Source organism: Raineyella sp. LH-20, assembly GCF_033110965.1.
GTDB lineage: Bacteria > Actinomycetota > Actinomycetes > Propionibacteriales > Propionibacteriaceae > Raineyella.
Genome location: NZ_CP137003.1, coordinates 551,199 through 566,911, shown reverse-complemented (window position 1 = coordinate 566,911; position 15,713 = coordinate 551,199). Strand labels below are relative to the sequence as shown.

16 protein-coding genes and 1 tRNA gene are annotated in these 15,713 nt (G+C 72.1%); 10 read left to right on the top strand and 7 right to left on the bottom strand.

The features are described from left to right. The first annotated feature begins 206 nt into the window (after nt 1-206). Nucleotides 207-282 (top strand) — tRNA-Arg (locus R0146_RS02475). 226 nt (nt 283-508) lie between these two features. On the opposite strand, the gene R0146_RS02470 is transcribed toward R0146_RS02475, so the two are convergent. The 4 genes from R0146_RS02470 to cobI are packed head-to-tail and all read right to left on the bottom strand — an operon-like array spanning nt 509 to nt 5,209. Then, nucleotides 509-1,789 carry a siroheme synthase domain-containing protein gene (locus R0146_RS02470; protein ID WP_317691278.1) on the bottom strand — a complete coding sequence of 427 codons (1,281 nt, stop codon included), beginning with the start codon at nt 1,787-1,789 and terminating at the stop codon, nt 509-511. Next, complete coding sequence (gene cobJ, locus R0146_RS02465) at nt 1,786-3,516, bottom strand: precorrin-3B C(17)-methyltransferase (RefSeq protein WP_317691277.1); 1,731 nt, start codon at nt 3,514-3,516, stop codon at nt 1,786-1,788. Before cobJ ends, R0146_RS02470 begins: the two co-directional genes overlap by 4 nt. Continuing rightward, nucleotides 3,513-4,355, bottom strand: a complete 843-nt coding sequence (gene cobM / locus R0146_RS02460) for a precorrin-4 C(11)-methyltransferase (RefSeq protein WP_317692321.1) — start codon at nt 4,353-4,355, stop codon at nt 3,513-3,515. The genes cobJ and cobM overlap by 4 nt, the downstream gene beginning before the upstream one ends. A gap of 44 nt (nt 4,356-4,399) precedes the next feature. After that, nucleotides 4,400-5,209, bottom strand: a complete 810-nt coding sequence (cobI, locus tag R0146_RS02455) for a precorrin-2 C(20)-methyltransferase (RefSeq protein WP_317691276.1) — start codon at nt 5,207-5,209, stop codon at nt 4,400-4,402. A 128-nt stretch (nt 5,210-5,337) separates the two neighbouring features. Here cobI and R0146_RS02450 point away from each other — a divergent pair, with 128 nt between their 5' ends. Continuing rightward, nucleotides 5,338-5,820, top strand: coding sequence for an NUDIX hydrolase (locus R0146_RS02450; RefSeq protein ID WP_317691275.1), 483 nt, complete (start codon nt 5,338-5,340; stop codon nt 5,818-5,820). Between the two features lie 9 nt (nt 5,821-5,829). On the opposite strand, the gene R0146_RS02445 is transcribed toward R0146_RS02450, so the two are convergent. Then, on the bottom strand, nt 5,830-6,477 hold the full coding sequence (locus R0146_RS02445) for a DUF2461 domain-containing protein (RefSeq protein WP_317691274.1): 648 nt from the start codon (nt 6,475-6,477) through the stop codon (nt 5,830-5,832). Nucleotides 6,478-6,681: 204 nt separating this feature from the next. Between R0146_RS02445 and R0146_RS02440 the strand changes: the two genes are divergently transcribed. From R0146_RS02440 to R0146_RS02425, 4 genes are all read left to right on the top strand, one after another. Next, nucleotides 6,682-6,888: a cold-shock protein gene (locus tag R0146_RS02440; RefSeq protein ID WP_317691273.1), complete on the top strand. Its 207-nt coding sequence runs from the start codon at nt 6,682-6,684 to the stop codon at nt 6,886-6,888. A 188-nt stretch (nt 6,889-7,076) separates the two neighbouring features. Next, nucleotides 7,077-8,216, top strand: coding sequence for a winged helix-turn-helix domain-containing protein (locus R0146_RS02435; RefSeq protein ID WP_317691272.1), 1,140 nt, complete (start codon nt 7,077-7,079; stop codon nt 8,214-8,216). 203 nt (nt 8,217-8,419) lie between these two features. After that, nucleotides 8,420-9,697, top strand: a complete 1,278-nt coding sequence (locus R0146_RS02430) for a TrpB-like pyridoxal phosphate-dependent enzyme (RefSeq protein WP_317692320.1) — start codon at nt 8,420-8,422, stop codon at nt 9,695-9,697. 64 nt (nt 9,698-9,761) lie between these two features. Beyond that, the gene (locus R0146_RS02425; RefSeq protein ID WP_317691271.1) at nt 9,762-10,178 is read left to right on the top strand and encodes a hypothetical protein; all 417 of its coding nucleotides are present in this window, start codon (nt 9,762-9,764) and stop codon (nt 10,176-10,178) included. Nucleotides 10,179-10,231: 53 nt separating this feature from the next. Here R0146_RS02425 and R0146_RS02420 read toward each other — a convergent pair whose 3' ends face one another. Continuing rightward, nucleotides 10,232-10,435, bottom strand: coding sequence for a DUF6394 family protein (locus tag R0146_RS02420; RefSeq protein ID WP_317691270.1), 204 nt, complete (start codon nt 10,433-10,435; stop codon nt 10,232-10,234). Nucleotides 10,436-10,817: 382 nt separating this feature from the next. Between R0146_RS02420 and R0146_RS02415 the strand changes: the two genes are divergently transcribed. Continuing rightward, nucleotides 10,818-11,783, top strand: a complete 966-nt coding sequence (locus tag R0146_RS02415) for a VIT1/CCC1 transporter family protein (protein WP_317691269.1) — start codon at nt 10,818-10,820, stop codon at nt 11,781-11,783. A gap of 745 nt (nt 11,784-12,528) precedes the next feature. On the opposite strand, the gene R0146_RS02410 is transcribed toward R0146_RS02415, so the two are convergent. Next, nucleotides 12,529-13,332 (bottom strand): alpha/beta fold hydrolase, encoded by an 804-nt coding sequence (locus tag R0146_RS02410; protein WP_317691268.1) that lies wholly within the window; start codon nt 13,330-13,332, stop codon nt 12,529-12,531. A gap of 202 nt (nt 13,333-13,534) precedes the next feature. Here R0146_RS02410 and R0146_RS02405 point away from each other — a divergent pair, with 202 nt between their 5' ends. From R0146_RS02405 to R0146_RS02395, 3 genes are read left to right on the top strand one after another with little or no spacing between them, the layout of a single operon-like run. After that, the gene (locus tag R0146_RS02405; protein WP_317691267.1) at nt 13,535-14,353 is read left to right on the top strand and encodes an ABC transporter ATP-binding protein; all 819 of its coding nucleotides are present in this window, start codon (nt 13,535-13,537) and stop codon (nt 14,351-14,353) included. Then, entirely contained in the window at nt 14,353-15,009 is a 657-nt protein-coding gene (locus R0146_RS02400) for an ABC transporter permease (RefSeq protein ID WP_317691266.1), read from the top strand. The genes R0146_RS02405 and R0146_RS02400 overlap by 1 nt, the downstream gene beginning before the upstream one ends. Continuing rightward, nucleotides 15,006-15,698 (top strand): ABC transporter permease, encoded by a 693-nt coding sequence (locus tag R0146_RS02395; RefSeq protein WP_317691265.1) that lies wholly within the window; start codon nt 15,006-15,008, stop codon nt 15,696-15,698. Before R0146_RS02400 ends, R0146_RS02395 begins: the two co-directional genes overlap by 4 nt. Nucleotides 15,699-15,713: the final 15 nt, after the last annotated feature.

Genomic DNA, 15,713 nt, shown 5'->3' with positions numbered 1-15,713 from the left:
TGACGGGAAGAGAAACCCGTGAAACAGATCACAAGAAGCGTCGATCGACGTACTGGCGCGGGTTGATTCACAGGACCCTGTGCCATTCTGTGTCGCCGGTGGTGTTTACCAGTATGGAACTGGTATCAGGTTCGCCGATCGATTTGGCATCTCGGTGACGAGGGTCTATTGTTCTTATTCGTCGCAAGGAGCACTTGGGACGAGAAGCGCCCGTAGCTTAACGGATAGAGCATCTGACTACGGATCAGAAGGTTGGGGGTTCGAATCCCTCCGGGCGCGCCAACGGAAGCCCTTGTCAGAGACCTGAAAAGGTCCTGACAAGGGCTTTTTCCATGCCGGGCAAGGGGTCGTCCGAGTGCCAAGTCTGTCCCCGCTCCGTCCCTCCGAACCGGCTCGCGGTCCAGACCGTACCCGTCGTCGTCATTCCCTCCCGGGCGACCGGACCGGAATGGACACCACGGGTACGGTCTGGCGAGAGGGACGTCGGCCGAAGCCGCTGCGGCCCGCGTCAGTCCTGGTCGTCGAAGGCCCGGACCGCCGTCACCAGCGCGTCGCGGACCGCGGCGGTGCGGGACGGGTCCCGGCGGCCGATCACCCCGAGCAGCATGCCTGCGCCGCGGCCGGTCGCCGGGGTCCAGGCGCTGCCGCCCGCCGCATGGTCGCCGCGTACGCAGAAGATGTGGCGCGTCTCGGCCTCGGCCGCGACCCGGGTGTTCACCGCCGGATCGTCGGTGAGGGCCAGGATGTACCAGGCCTCGGCGACGTCGCCGTCGGCGTACGCGCGGGCCGACCAGTTGATCCGGCCGGACACCTCCAGCGCCGCGAGGACGGGGGTGAGGGTCGGCGACACCACGCGCACCCGGGCGCCGGCATCGAGCAGCGCGACGATCCGGCGCTCGGCGACCCGTCCGCCGCCGACGACGAGGACGTCGCGCCCGCGCAGCACCAGACCGCTGAGGTAGACCGGGGTGGCGCCGCGGTCACCCAGCCGGCGGGCGCCCGCCCGGTAGCGGTCGACCACCACCGCGGCCAGTTCGGCGCACGGCCCGATCACCTCGGCGACCCGCACCGTCGGTCCGTCCGGGTGCTGCTCGGACCAGGCCGCCGCCTGGTCGCGGGTCCAGCTGCGCATCGCCCCGGGGAAGAGCACATTGGGCGCCACCACGATCCGCTCGGCACCCAGTCGGGCGGCCTGGTCGAGGGCGTGTGGCAGGTCCGGACCGGTCACCTGGAGGAACGCCGGCAGCACCTGCGCGAAGCCACCCTCCTCCTGCACCAGCCGGGTCAGCGCGACGTGGTCGGCGTTCGTCTCGGCGATGCTGCAGCCGCGGCCGACCAGGACGACCGTGGTGGACGCCTCCGACCAGTCCCCGAGGACCGCCCGGATCCGCTCCAGGGTGATCGCCCGCAACGCGGGGTCGGGGCCGAGATGGGGGGCGTACGCCACGGTGCTGCCGGGCACCCGGGCGCGGCCGGCCTCGATCGCCTCGGGGATGTCGCGCCGGACGTGGCCGCCCTTGCCGAGCATCAGCGGCACCACGACCACCGCGCCGCGCTCGGCCCCGGCGGCAGCGGTGGCGACCGCCTCGGCGATGCCGGGGTCGGTGAGTTCGACGAAGCCCAGGTCGACCGTCACCTCCGGCAGGGCAGTGCGGACCAGTGCGGCGAGTTCCCGGGCGGCAGCGGCGCCCTCGGGGTCACGGGTGCCGTGGGCGGCGATGACCAGCGGCGGATGGGCGGCCCGGGCGGTCCTCCGGACGCGGTCGGCGATCGTACGTTCCTCGGTCATGCGGGCATCCAGGTGTAGTCGCGAGGCGTCACCATCACCCGGCGACCGGCGCCGCTGGTGGTGTAGCGGGTGGTCGACGAGCCGACGACGACCAGCGAGTTCATGTCCACCCGGGTCGGGTCGAACGTGTCCAGCGTAGCCAGGTAGGTCCGCTGGTCGGGTCGGCAGGCCTCGTGCACCGCGGCGACCGGGGTGTCGTGCGGGCGGTGGGCGCCGAGGATCTCCAGTGCCCGGGGCAGCTGGGTCGTCCGGGTGCGGCTGCGCGGGTTGTAGAGCACCACGACGAAGTCGCCCTCGGCGGCGGCCCGCAGCCGACGTTCGATGGTCGGCCAGTCGGTGTGCAGGTCGGACAGCGAGAGCGTGACGTGGTCGTGGCCCAGCGGGGCGCCGAGGATCGCCGAGACGGCGAGGCTGGCGGTCACCCCGGGCACGATGTCCACGTCGATCCCGTCGGTGCCCTGCTCCAGCACCGGGCTGGCCATCGCATAGAGGGCGGGGTCGCCGGAGCAGACCAGGGTCACCTGACGGCCCTCCCGGGCCCGGGCGATGGCGTACGCGGTGCGGGCCTCCTCGGTGCCCATCCCGGAGGAGTACACCTCGGTGCCGGGGCTGAGCAGGTCGCGGACCTGCTCCACGTACGGTGCGTAGCCGACCAGCACCGCGGCCGAGGTGATCGCCTGCCGAGCGCGTGGCGTGACCAGGTCGCGGGCGCCGGGTCCCAGCCCGACGACGCTGAGTCGTCCGCGCGGGGCGATCCGGCCGATGGCGCAGGTGGCGTCCGGGGTGCGGCGCTTGTCGACCACCAGGTCGGCGCCGTGCGCGAGCACGGCGGCCTCGGCGACGCTCGGGGTGCCGACGTGGCCGTCGACGACCGGGCTGGGGTGGGGCACCGGCTGGTCGGCCAGCCGCTCGGCGGCGTACGTCACCAACGGGACGCCGAGGGTCGCGGCGAGCGCGACCAACCCGGGCTCGTCGGCCTTGACGCCGGCGCTGACCAGCGCGGCCAGGCTGTCCCGGGACAGCCCGGCCCCGTCCAGGGTCTCGGTCAGCAGGGTGGCCAGCTGTGCCTCGGAGGTGCCGCGGTTGCAGCCCATCCCGGCCACCAGGGAGCGCGGGTGCACGACGACGCGGGGCAGGTCGGGCCCGGCGACCGGGCCGGTCGCGAGGTCGGTGACGACGATCTGGGCCTCGGGCGCCGCGCAGTCCTCGGCGACGTTGTCCGGCAGCGGCGGCAGCGGCCAGGCGGAGGTCCGGTCCAGCCGGACCGGCCGGCCGTCGAGGATCGCCCGGGTCGTCCGGGCGAGGTCGCCGGACCAGGGCCAGCCCAGGGTGTCCAGGGCGGGCAGGCCGAGCGCGTCGGTGGCAGTGGTGAGCACCGGCGTCGCGCCCAGGCCGTCGGCCAGCAGCCGGGCCAGCGCATTGGCGGCGCCCGAGTGGCCGCCGACCAGCGGCACCGCGAAGCGGCCCGCCTCGTCGACCACGACGACGCCCGGGTCCTGGGTCTTGGAGGCCAGCAACGGGGCGATGATCCGGGTCGTCGCGCCCAGCGCCAGGTGGCTGATGATCAGGTCGCAGGACTGCCAGGCGGCCGGCAGCCCGTCCGAGGCCGGGCCGTCGAAGCGTACGGTGTCGCGGCCGAGCACCCGCTCGATCCGGTCCGCGTGCTGACGGGTGGCCGGGCTGTTGGTGACCTGGCCGATGCGTGCGACGGCGACATCCCGAGTCATGCGTGGGTCTCCTTCAGGGCTGCTGCGGCGGTCGGGTCCGCGGCGCGGTAGGCATGCCGGAACCCGGGGTGGTAGAGGTGGCTGCGGGTGCCGCTCGGGCCCTCGGCCAGCGCGGGGCCGACCAGCACGACGGTGTGCTTCCACAGCTTGTGCTCGCGCATCGTCGCGGACAGCTCGGCCAGCTCGCAGCGCAGCACCATCTCGTCGGGCCAGGTCACCCGGTAGCCGACGATGCACGGCGTGTCGGCGGGGTAGCCGCCGGCGAGCAACTCCTCCTGGAGCACCTTGTTGCGCGCCGCGGACAGGTAGAGCGCCATCGTGGTGCCGTGCTCGGCGAAGGAGCGTACGGTCTCCCGGTCCGGCATCGGCGTCCGGCCGCCCTCCAGCCGGGTGAGGATCAGCGACTGGGACACCTCGGGGACGGTGATCTCGACGTCGGCGCGGGCGGCCGCGGCGGAGAACGCGGAGACGCCCGGCACGGTCTCGTACGCGATGCCGACGTTGTCGCAGAGCACCCGCTGCTCGCCCATCGCCCCGTAGATCGACGGATCGCCGGTGTGCACCCGGGCCACCAGCAGTCCCTCGTCGCGGGCGCGTTCGAGGACCGGTCGCAGCGCCTCCAGCGGGACGGCGGCGGAGTCGATCAGCTCGGCGTCGGGACGGGCGCCGGCGACGATGTCGGGATGCACCAGGCTGGAGGCCCAGATCACGATGTCGGCCCGGGCGACGACCGCCGCCCCGCGGACGGTGATCAGGTCCGCCGCGCCGGGGCCGGCGCCGACGAACACCACCAGGCCCGTGCGGTCGCCGCTTCCGCGTTCCGTGTCGTCCTGCTCCACGTCACGTTCCTGGTCCACGCTGTCACTGCCTCTCGTCTCGCCGGTCACAGTCGTCCTCCGGTCGTCGGACGCGGCGGGGTGACCAGCACGGTGCTGAAGTACGGTGCCGCGGCCCGCGCGGCGGGGTCCCGGCCGTCGACCAGCTGCTGGTCGGGCAGGCCGACGTCGGTGCCGACCAGGACGTCGTGCTCCGGGCGGACGGCGGCGATCGCGTCGAGCACCTCCGGCAGGCGGCGGCCGGCCTTGTAGGCCACCACGGTGTCGGCGGTCCGCAGCGCCTCCGACAGCACCTCGACCCCGCCGGTCACCGGCACCAGGGCCAGCACCTCCCGGCCCTCGACCAGCGGCGTCCGGGACACCCCGGCCAGCGCCTGCATCGCGGTGATCCCCGGGACGACCTCGATCCGTACGTCGGGCACCTCACGGGCCACCTCGGCGGCCAGGTAGCTGAACGTCGAGTACACGCTGGGGTCACCGACGGTGGCGAAGCAGACCGTCCGTGCCCCGTCCCGGAAAGCCCGGACGGCGGCGTCGGTCGACGCGGCCCAGGCGGCCCGGCGGGCCGGGCCGACACCGCTGCGTTCGCGCATGCTGAACGGCACCGCGACGATCCGGTCGGCGGCGGCCGGACAGGCGGTGGCGACGATCCGGTCGGCCCGGCCGCCGGTCCCGGCCGCACGGTCGGCCGCCTCGGTCCCCGCCGCGCGGTCGTCCGCCTCGGTCTCGGCGGCGCGCTCGGTCCGCGGCACCAGCACGACGTCGGCCTCGGCCAGCAGGCGGACCGCCTTGACCGTGACGAGCTCGGGATCACCCGGGCCCACGCCCACTCCGATCAGGCGTTGCGGCTGGTCCACGTCGTCTCCTCGTCTCTGGCCCCGGTCGGACAGGCGCCATCCTACGAGGATTTACTACACGCTCCGGAGTCAGGGTCGGAGCGGGTCGGCGGCGCGGACCGCGCCGGCCCGTGTCGTACGCTCGACAGGTGCCGTACGCCCCCGTCCTGACCACCCTGGCCTATGTCGTCCGCGACGGCCGGGTGCTGATGTGCCACCGGATCGCCCGGGATGCCGACGAGCAGTACGGCAAGTGGAACGGCCTGGGGGGCAAGCTCGAGCAGGGCGAGGACGCGGCCGCGGGGATCATCCGTGAGCTGGCGGAGGAGGCCGGGATCGTCCCGACGGCGATGACGCTGCGCGGGACGCTGAACTGGCCCGGCTTCTCCGGGCCGGACGGTCATGTCTTCGGGATGGTCTTCCTGGTCACCGCCTTCGAGGGCGAGCCGCCGCAGCGCAACGTCGAGGGTGATCTCGCCTGGATCCCGCTGGAGGACCTGATGGGCCTCGACATGTGGGAGGGCGACCGTTACTTCCTGCCGCTGCTCTTCGACGACGATCCGCGACCGTTCCATGCGGTCATCCCGTACGCCGACGGGCGTCCCGCCGGCGCCACCGTCACCCGGCTCTGAGGTGGCGGCTCAGCGGCGGCCGGGCTCGCCGGTCCCCTCCAGCACCGGGGAGACCCACTCGACCAGCGGCCGCAGCTCGTCCCAGTCGCCGCGGACCCGCTCGACCAGCCCGGCGGAGTACACCACCTCGTCCTCGATCCGCCGGGACACCGACAGGCTCTTGTGCCGCAACAGTGCGATCTGCGGGTGGTCGGCCGGCCAGCCCTTCGGCGCCGTCTTCAGGGTCTCCCCGCCGAGCCGCCAGTCGTCCTCCTGCAGGGTGGTGACGATCGCGGCCAGCTCCTCGCCCTCCTCGTCGATCCGGTCGCGGAGCGCGGCGAGACCGTCGGACGAGGCGTGGTAGAAACCGGCGCCGGTGAGCATCCCGAGTGCGGAGAGTTCCAGATACCAGCCGGTGGCCGGGGCCGTCGGGACGTACGCCCCGAGGTGGGTCTTGTACGGCGACTTGTCGTTGCTGAACCGTACGTCCCGGTTCGGCCGGAAGACCTTGGCGTCGCCGAAGTCGTCGGTGAGTTCGCCGAGGAGCGCCTCCATCGGCCCCCGTACGTCCTGTTCGTACGTGTCGCGATGGGCCTGCCAGTACGTGCGGGAGTTGTCCGCCTCCAGTCCCCGGTAGAACTCGAGGGCCACCGGGGCGAAGCCACGGAACGCTGTCATGGCACCACTGTGGCACGCAGCGGGGCGGAGAGCGACGGTCGGTGGGAGGGGGATTAGGTGTCGTCGATGCTTGGTTGTATTGTGAGTCACAGTTGTTGCGGTGTGATCGGTCTTTCTGGGAAGGCGTGTCACCAGCATCACCCCTAGGGCACTACGATTACGTCGCGCCCACGTACAACCTCCCTATGAAGGACACAGATTTACATGAACACCGGTACCGTCAAGTGGTTCAACGCTGAGAAGGGCTTCGGCTTCATCGCACCCGAGGACGGCTCCCCCGACGTTTTCGCTCACTTCTCCGCCATCAACTCCACCGGCTACCGTTCGCTCAACGAGGGCGATCGGGTCGAGTTCGAGACCGTCGAAGGCCCGAAGGGCATGCAGGCGGCCAACATCTCCGTCATTCACTGACCATCAGGTCACCAGCTTCCGAAGGCCCCCGGTCGTCCGACCGGGGGCCTTCGGCCAATTCTGGCCGAGCGGCTGCGCGGACGTCCGATCGATCCGCCGCGCGGACGCTCGGTCTCGACGCCGCCCGGCGGATCGCTCTCGCCGCCCAGGGCTTCGCCGAGCCCCGGCCGCTGCCCGGCCGGGTGACGATGCGCCATCTGCAGCGCACCGTCGACCGGGTCGCACAGTTCCAGATCGACTCGGTCAACGTGGTACAGCGGGCGCACTATCTTCCGCTGTTCTCCCGCCTCGGGCCGTACGACACCAGGCTGGTGGACCGAGCGGCCGGCCGGTCCCCGCGTCGCCTCTTCGAGTACTGGGGCCACGCCGCGAGCCTGGTCGATGTCGGCCTGGAGCCGGCGCTGCGGTTCCGGATGGCCCGGGCGGAGTCGGAGGCCTGGGGGAGCATCCGTCGGATCATCCGCGACCACCCCGAGCTGGTCGCCGCCGTGCTGGCCGAGGTGGGGCGGCACCCCGGCACCGCCCGCGACATCGAGGAGCGGCTGGTCGACGACCTGCCGGTGTCGGCCGAGCGGGCGGCCTCGTGGGGCTGGAACTGGTCGGAGGTGAAGACTGCGACCGAGTGGCTGCTCTGGTCGGGGCGTGCCTCGGTGGCACGGCGTACGTCGCAGTTCGAGCGAGTGTTCGACCTGCCGCACCGGGTGCTGCCCGCCGCCGTCGCCGACGCGCCGACCCTCGACGAACCCGAGGCGGTGCTGACGCTGGTCCGCCGCGCGGCCGCCGCCCTCGGCATCGGCACCCTGGGCTGTCTGGCCGACTACTTCCGGCTCGACCGGGGCGAGACCGCGACGGCGATCGCCGCGCTGGAGCAGACCGGAGAGCTCACCCCGGTCGCCGTGCCCGGCTGGACCCGGCAGGCCTGGCTGTGGCACGCCGCCCGGCGGCCGCGCCGGATCGACGCGGTGGCCTTGCTCAGCCCGTTCGACTCGCTGGTCTTCGAACGCCGTCGGCTGCGCGGGTTGTTCGACTTCGACTACGGCCTGGAGATCTACGTCCCGGGGCCGCGCCGGCGCTACGGCTACTACGTCTACCCGTTCCTGCTGGGCGAGCGGCTGGTCGCCCGGGTGGACCTGAAGGCCGACCGGCAGTCCGGCGAGCTGGTCGTCCGGGCCGCCTGGCTGGAGGACGGTGCCGATCCTGGGGTCGTACGTTCCGCGCTGCGCGGTGAGCTGGACCTGCTCGCCGACTGGCTCGGTCTGGCGGCGGTGCGGACCGTGCCGGCCGCCGAGTGGGGGCTGCCCGGCAACGGACGTCCGCTGGTGTGGTGACTGCGGGTTGGTGACTGCGGGGAGTGATGGATGCGGGCGTGGTGAGGACGGGACAGTGACGCCGGAGGTGGTGGAGGCGCCGCACTGGTAAGGACCGGGGCTAGGCTGGCGGCAGGCCGCGACGTCGCGGCCGCACCCGAGGAAGGAATCTCCCCGTGACCGAGACTGTCACTCCGCGTCCCCTGGAGCCGCTGGGTCGTCCCCTGGACCCCATCGGTTTCGCCGTACCGTCGACCGTCCCGACGCACTGGTACAACCTGATGGCCGACCTGCCGGAGCCGGTGCCGCCGCACCTGCACCCCGGGACGCGGCAGCCGCTGACGCCGGAGGACCTCGCGCCGCTGTTCCCGCAGAGCCTGATCGCGCAGGAGGTCTCCACCGAGCGGTGGATCGAGATCCCGCAGACGGTCCGGGAGATCTACGCCGGGTGGCGGCCCTCGCCGCTGGTCCGGGCGCATCGCCTCGAGCGCGCCCTCGGCACCGGGGCCCACGTCTACTACAAGTACGAGGGCGTCTCTCCGGCCGGTTCGCACAAGCCGAACTCCGCGGTGGCCCAGGCCTACTTCAACGCCGCCGAGGGCATCACCCGGCTGACCACCGAGACCGGCGCCGGCCAGTGGGGCGCGTCGCTGTCGATGGCTTGCGCGCTGCTCGGCCTGGAGTGCGAGGTCTGGCAGGTGCGGGCGTCGTACGACTCGAAGCCGTACCGGCGGATGCAGATGGAGACGTACGGCGGGGTCTGCCACTCCTCGCCGTCCGACCTCACCAAGGCCGGGCGCGAACTGCTGGAGAAGTTCCCCGACACCACCGGTTCGCTCGGCATGGCGATCTCCGAGGCGGTCGAGTCGGCCGTCGAGGACCCGAACGCCCACTACGCGCTGGGCTCGGTGCTCAACCATGTGATGCTGCACCAGACGGTGATCGGCCAGGAGGCTCTGGTCCAGCTCGGCGAGGCCGGCGAGCAGCAGGCCGACATCGTCTTCGGCTGCGCCGGCGGCGGTTCCAACCTGGCCGGACTGTCCTTCCCGTTCATCGGGCAGAACCTCCGCGAGGGCTCCACCACGAAGGTCGTCGCTTGCGAGCCGGCCGCCTGCCCGAGCCTCACCCAGGGCGAGTACCGCTACGACTTCGGTGACGTGGCCGGGATGACGCCGCTGCTGAAGATGTACACCCTCGGGCGGGAATTCGTGCCGCCGGCCATCCACGCCGGCGGGCTGCGCTACCACGGCATGTCGCCGATCGTGTCGCATGCGGTCAACCTCGGGCTGATCTCGGCGATCGCCGTCGACCAGGACACCGCGTTCACGGCCGGCATCGAGTTCGCCCGGGCGGAGGGGATCATCCCGGCGCCGGAGTCCTGCCACGCCGTCGCCGGCGCGATGGACTACCTGCGCACCTCGGCGCAGGACGGCGAGGTGGTCGTCATCGGTCTGTCCGGGAACGGTGTGCTCGACCTCGCTTCGTACGAGAAGTACGTCTAGTCCGCCGGGCTCGGCGGGCCATCCGCCACAGTGGGCCGCCGGTGCCCTCCCGGCCGGTCCGGACGTGGTCGAGCACGTTGTCGTTCGCGGCAGTGAGGTCGATCCGCCGGCGGGCCGACAGGGCACCGGCCAGGAGGATCTCGTCGTCGACCCGCACGGCGGTCTGCGGCGGCGGCATGACGAGGGTCTGGTCGCCGCGGCGGATCCCTCGCCGACCTCGCGATGGATCGCCTCGGCCCGGCGGCGGTCCACCGGGAGGGGCCAGGTGTGCGGCGTACGGTCCGGGGTGGTCTCCTCCAGCCCCGCCGCCACCTCGGCGCACCAGACCTCGTCGTGCCCGGGCAGCTCCCGCAGGAAGGCCGACAGCAGCGGGGTGGTGATCACCGAGAGGAACTCCTCTGCCACGATCGTGATCCACAGCCGCTGGGCATCGGAGAAGGCCGGTGGGAACTCCCCGAAGCCGACCGTCGCCGCGGTGTAGGTCATCACGTAGACCGCGTGGAACAGCGACATCGGCGGCTCCGGAGCGGCCGGTCAGCGGTGCAGCATGACCGACTCGCTGATCATCAGCACGACCGAGACGAGGTTGGCCAGGAGGGCTCCGGCGGACAGCGAGACCACCGTGGACATCTGGTGAGCACCCAGCGGCGAGGCGTCCACCACCTGCGCGTAGACCGTCCAGACCACTGCGGAGGCGATCAGCTGCAGGTCGGCGACCAGACTCGTCGCCAGGTGCACGGCGCCGAGCTGGTGCGGTCGCCGAACTTGCGCACCGCGGCGATCAGACTCACTACGAGGGCCGCCGCGAACTCCCGGACGTTGTGCCTCTGGGGTCGGCGATGTCGCCCACCGTGAAGCCGAAATGGAGCGTCGCCGCCAGGGTGATGAAGACCCCGAAAACGATCTTCTCGAAGTTCGTGGCGCCAACTCGAGGGGAGCGGCGGTCAGCGTGTGGCCTCCAGCACGTCCGCGTACGTCGCGCGGCGCGGAGGCCGCAGTCGTACGTCGCGAGGGGCAGATGTCGTACGTCGCGCCGGGCAAGTGAGTGCCGCCTCGGTGGCGTCGGCCGCGCCGACACGGTGAGATGCTCTCGTCATCGTTCGAGCGAAAGGTCATCACCATGGTGGATCGAGGCACTGGACCCGCCGACGACGCGGGCCCCGCGGACGGCACGGGGCCTGCGGACGACGGTGGGCCTGCGGACGGCGCGGGGCCTGCGGACGGCGCTGGGCGGGCCGAGGAGGCCGGGCGCGCCGACAATGCTCCTGCGGACGAGGCGGAGCGCGCCGACCGGGCTGCCCGGATCGGCCCCGAGGCCGAGGCTCGAGCAGCGAAGGAATCCGACGCCGTCGCCGGATCACCGGCGGCCGCGCACCCGGGCGGCGCGCCCGAACCGCACACCGGGGACGTGGCCGGCAAACTGAACTGGCTGCGGGCCGGGGTGCTGGGTGCCAACGACGGCATTGTCTCGACCGCCGGCCTGGTGGTCGGCGTGGCCGCGGTGAACCCGGGGGCGACCTCGGCGATCCTCGTCGCCGGCATCGCCGGGCTGGTCTCGGGCGCGGTGTCGATGGCACTGGGGGAGTACGTCTCGGTGTCCACCCAGCGCGACACGGAGAAGGCGTTGATCGCCAAGGAGACGTACGAGCTGGAGACCTTCCCTGAGCAGGAGTTCGCCGAACTCGTCGGCCTCTACCGCCACCAGGGGCTGTCCAAGGAGACTGCGACCCGGGTGGCCCACGAGCTGACCGCCCACGACGCGCTGGGCAGCCACCTGCACATCGAGCTGGGCATCAACGAGGAGCAGCTGACCAACCCTTGGCAGGCGGCGCTGGCGTCGGCGATCGCCTTCACCGTCGGCGCGGTGCTGCCGATCCTGGCGATCCTGCTCACCCCGGTGCCCGCGGCACGGATCCTGGTCACCGTCGGCGTGGTGCTCCTCGCCCTCGCACTGACGGGGGTGGTGAGCGCCCGGCTCGGCGGCGCCCGGCGGGGGCCCGCGGTCGTCCGGTTGCTCGTCGGCGGTGCTGTCGGGATGGGATTCACCTACGGCATCGGCACCCTGCTCGGGGTCAGCGGCGGCTGACCGCACTGTCTCTGCTCGTCGCTGCTTCCTGTCCCTGCTTGCCTCTGCCTCTCTGTCTGCCCTGGCCGGCGATCCGGGATGTTGTCACCGGGGTTGTGGCGTTGTTGACGGGTGACCGGTGACCGGTGACCGGTGACCGGTGACAGGTGACGGGTGACCGGTGACAGGGGACGACAGGTGTCGTCGCCGGCGCACGGTCCGGGGAGGTCTCGTCGCGACGGTGCGGACCCATGCGGTGGGCGGCATGAGCAGGACGTGCCTCACGTCGGTCGTAGGGGTGCCTGAGGACCGAGTCTCCTCGGCATCCCCGACCGTTTGCATGTTCCCCGACGATTCGCAGGATCCCCGATCCTCTTCGCCTTCACCGACCGTATTCGGCCGTGGAACGTCGGTGTTCCTGAGGACCATCGGTGTTCTTGAGAGTCGTCGGTGTCCCGGGGCGGGGATCGTTGGAGAGCACCTCCGTCCGGCCCGTACGCGGCACTGTGTAACAGCTGCACACGAGCGAATGCAGCACAGATGTGACGAACTGTTGCGGGTGCTGAGCCCTGCCCTCAGGCACGATCCGGCGGGCGACGGCGGAGCGCCAACTGCTACCCCCCGCTGGGGTCGCGGCGCGCCAACCACTACCCCCGCTGGGGTCGCGGCGGCGCCAACCACTACCCCCGCCGGGGTCGCGGCGCACCATCCGCCCCGTCCGATGGGACACCTGCCGGGGACCGCAGCGGGCGTGTGGCCGTACGCCTCAGAGTGCCCGGACCGCCCGCAGGTACAGCGCGTGCAGCGCACCGGCCACCGCCGCGGGCGCCTCCACGTGGGTGAAGTGCCCCGCCTCGGGGATCTCGACGAGTTCGACATGGGCCAGGCTGCCGGCCAGGTGGCGGGCTGCCTCGGCTCCGGTCATCGTGTCGTACTCACCGCGCAGCACCAGGGCCGGAGCACTGATCATCCCGAGGGCGGATCGCCGGTCGGGACGGGCGGCCATCGCCCGCTGGGCCCAGGCGATCCCGGCTGCCGGGGCCTGCTCCAGACCGGCCCGCACTGCTTCGACGACGGCGGGCCGGTGGGCCAGGGTGATCGGGCTCAGCGCCGTCTCCAGCAGGCCGAGGGCGACAGTGTTGCCGGCCTCCCCCTCTGCCGCCTCCGCCATGGTCAGCCGGTTGGCACGTGCCTGGTCGGTGTCCGCCTCGGCCTTGGTGTCGAGCAGGCCCAGTCCGGCGACCGATGCGGGGCTCTCGGCGGCGATCGCCAGCGCCGTGTAGCCGCCCATCGACAGCCCGGCGAACACCGCCCGCTGCACGCCGAGCTCGGCGAGGTCGGCCACCACCGCGTGGGCGTACGTCGCCAGTGACGGTTCGCCGGACAGCGCGGGGGAAGCGCCGAAGCCGGGGGCGTCGACGGTGAGCACGGGGAGATCATCGAGCTCGTCCGCCACGTCGTGCCACATCGAGGCGTCGAACGGGAAGGCAGGAAGCAGGACGAGTGGGAGGGCCTCGATCGGACCTTCCGCGGGCACGGTGCCGTGGCGATGCCAGGCAAGAATCGTCATGCGATCCATCGTGCCAGCCCGGAGTATGCCGGTCGAGCCTTTCGGGGACTGGTGTGCCGCGTCGTCGGCGCCTACCGTCGGACGATGTCGCGGCCGTGCCCGGGCGTCCGGCGAGGCTGCGGCGGACTTGTTCCCGCGCTGTCGAGGCCTTGATGTCACTGGCCTGTGCTTGACTGGGCGACAATCGAACGACAGGAGAGCCATGATCCGGTTCGACCACGTCCACAAGCGGTTCTCCGACGGCACGGTCGCTGTCGAGGACTTCTCCCTCGAGGTGCCCTCGCACCAGGTCGCGGTGCTGCTCGGGTCATCCGGCTGCGGCAAGACGACCCTGTTGCGGATGGTCAACCGGATGATCGACCCGACCAGCGGCAGCGTCTGGATCGACGACGACAACGTCGCGGATCTTGATCCGGTGGCGCTGCGCCGGCGGATCGGCTACGTGATGCAGAGCGCCGGCCTGCTGCCGCACCGTACGGTCGCGGACAACGTGGCGACCGTCCCGCTGCTGGAGGGCGCCGATCGGCGGACCGCCCACCGGCGGGCCCACGAGCTCCTCGAGCTGGTCGGCCTGGACGCCGCAACGCTCGCCCGGCGCTATCCCTCGCAACTGTCCGGCGGCCAGCGCCAGCGGGTCGGGGTGGCCCGGGCGCTCGCATCCGATCCCAACATTCTGCTGATGGACGAGCCGTTCGGCGCGGTCGACCCCGTGGTCCGTGCGGACCTGCAACGCGAGTTGCAGCGCATCCAGGCCGACCTGGGCAAGACCATCGTCTTCGTCACCCACGACGTGGACGAGGCCTTCCTGCTCGGTGACACGATCCTGGTGCTGCGGACCGGCGCCGAGGTGGCCCAGGCCGGCACGGCGGAACAGATCATGGCCCGGCCGGCCGACCCGTTCGTCGCCGAGTTCATCGGCGGGGCGCGGCGCCGGCTGCACACCGAGACCCGCGACGGTGCGCTGGCCGTGATCGATGCCGACGGCCGGCTGGCCGGTTACGCCGAACGGTGGGGGGACTGATGCGCTGGGCCCTCGCCAACGCCGAGCAGATCTGGGCACTCACCCTCAACCACGTGGTGATCGCGGTGCCGCCGATCGTCCTGTCCCTGCTGCTGTCGATCCCGCTCGGCTGGTGGGCGCACAAGCACCCGGCTATCCGTCGTACGTTGCTGACCGGCAGCGGCATCCTCTACGCGCTGCCCTCGCTGCCGCTGTTCGTGATCCTGCCGGTGCTGCTCGGCACCCGGATCCTGGACCCGATCAACGTCGTGGTGGCGCTGACCCTCTACGGCATCGCGCTGATGGTGCGGACCGCGGCCGAGGCCTTCGATGCGGTCGACGGGACCGTACGCGAGAGCGCCGTCGCGGTGGGGCACAGCCCGACGCAGCGATTCTGGCGGGTCGACCTGCCGCTCGCCGGGCCACCGTTGCTCGCCGGCCTGCGGGTGGTGAGCGCCTCGACCCTGTCGCTGGTGTCGGTCGGTGCGCTGATCGGGGTCCGCTCGCTCGGCTACTTCTTCACCGACGGCTACACCCGCAGCTTCGTCACCGAGATCGCCGTCGGGATCATCGGCACCGTGGTGCTCGCCCTGGTCTTCGATGCTCTCCTCGTCCTCGGGGGCCGGATCCTGCTGCCGTGGGTGCGGGCCACCGACACCAGGACGGCGGCCGCATGAGCTTCTTCGTCGCTGCGCTGGCCTGGATCGTCGATCCGGCCCACTGGCCCGGTCCCGGCGGGATCGGCGGCCGGCTCGTCGAGCACCTGTGGTACTCGCTGCTGGCGGTGCTGCTCGCCGGTGTCGTCGCGCTGCCTCTCGGGCTGTGGATCGGCCACACCGGCCGTGGCCGAGCAGTGGCCATCGGGCTGTCCGGCGCGTTGCGCGCCCTGCCGTCGCTGGGCCTGCTGACCTTCCTGGCGGTGGCGATGGGGGTCGGCATCGACGGGGTGCTGCTCCCGTCGACGATCGTGTTGGCGGTGCTGGCCGTCCCGCCGATCCTCGCCGGAGCGTACGCCGGGGTCGAGGCGATCGACCCGGACGTGGTCGACGGCGCCCGCGCCGTCGGGATGAGCGAACGACAGATCGTCACCGGGGTGGAGATGCCGCTGGCCGCCCCGATGATCCTCGGCGGCATCCGGTCGGCGACCCTGCAGGTCATCGCCACCGCCACGATCGCCGCCTATCTCGGTCTGGGCGGTCTGGGCCGGCTGATCCTCGACGGACTGCCGGTGCGCGACTATCCGCGGATGCTCGCCGGCGCCATCCTGGTGACCGTGCTCGCCCTGCTGGTCGACGGCCTGCTCACCCTGCTCCAGCGGCGTCTGACAGCCGCCTCCGTCCGTGCCTCGATCGGCACGGACCGCTAGAAACCACCGGAAGGA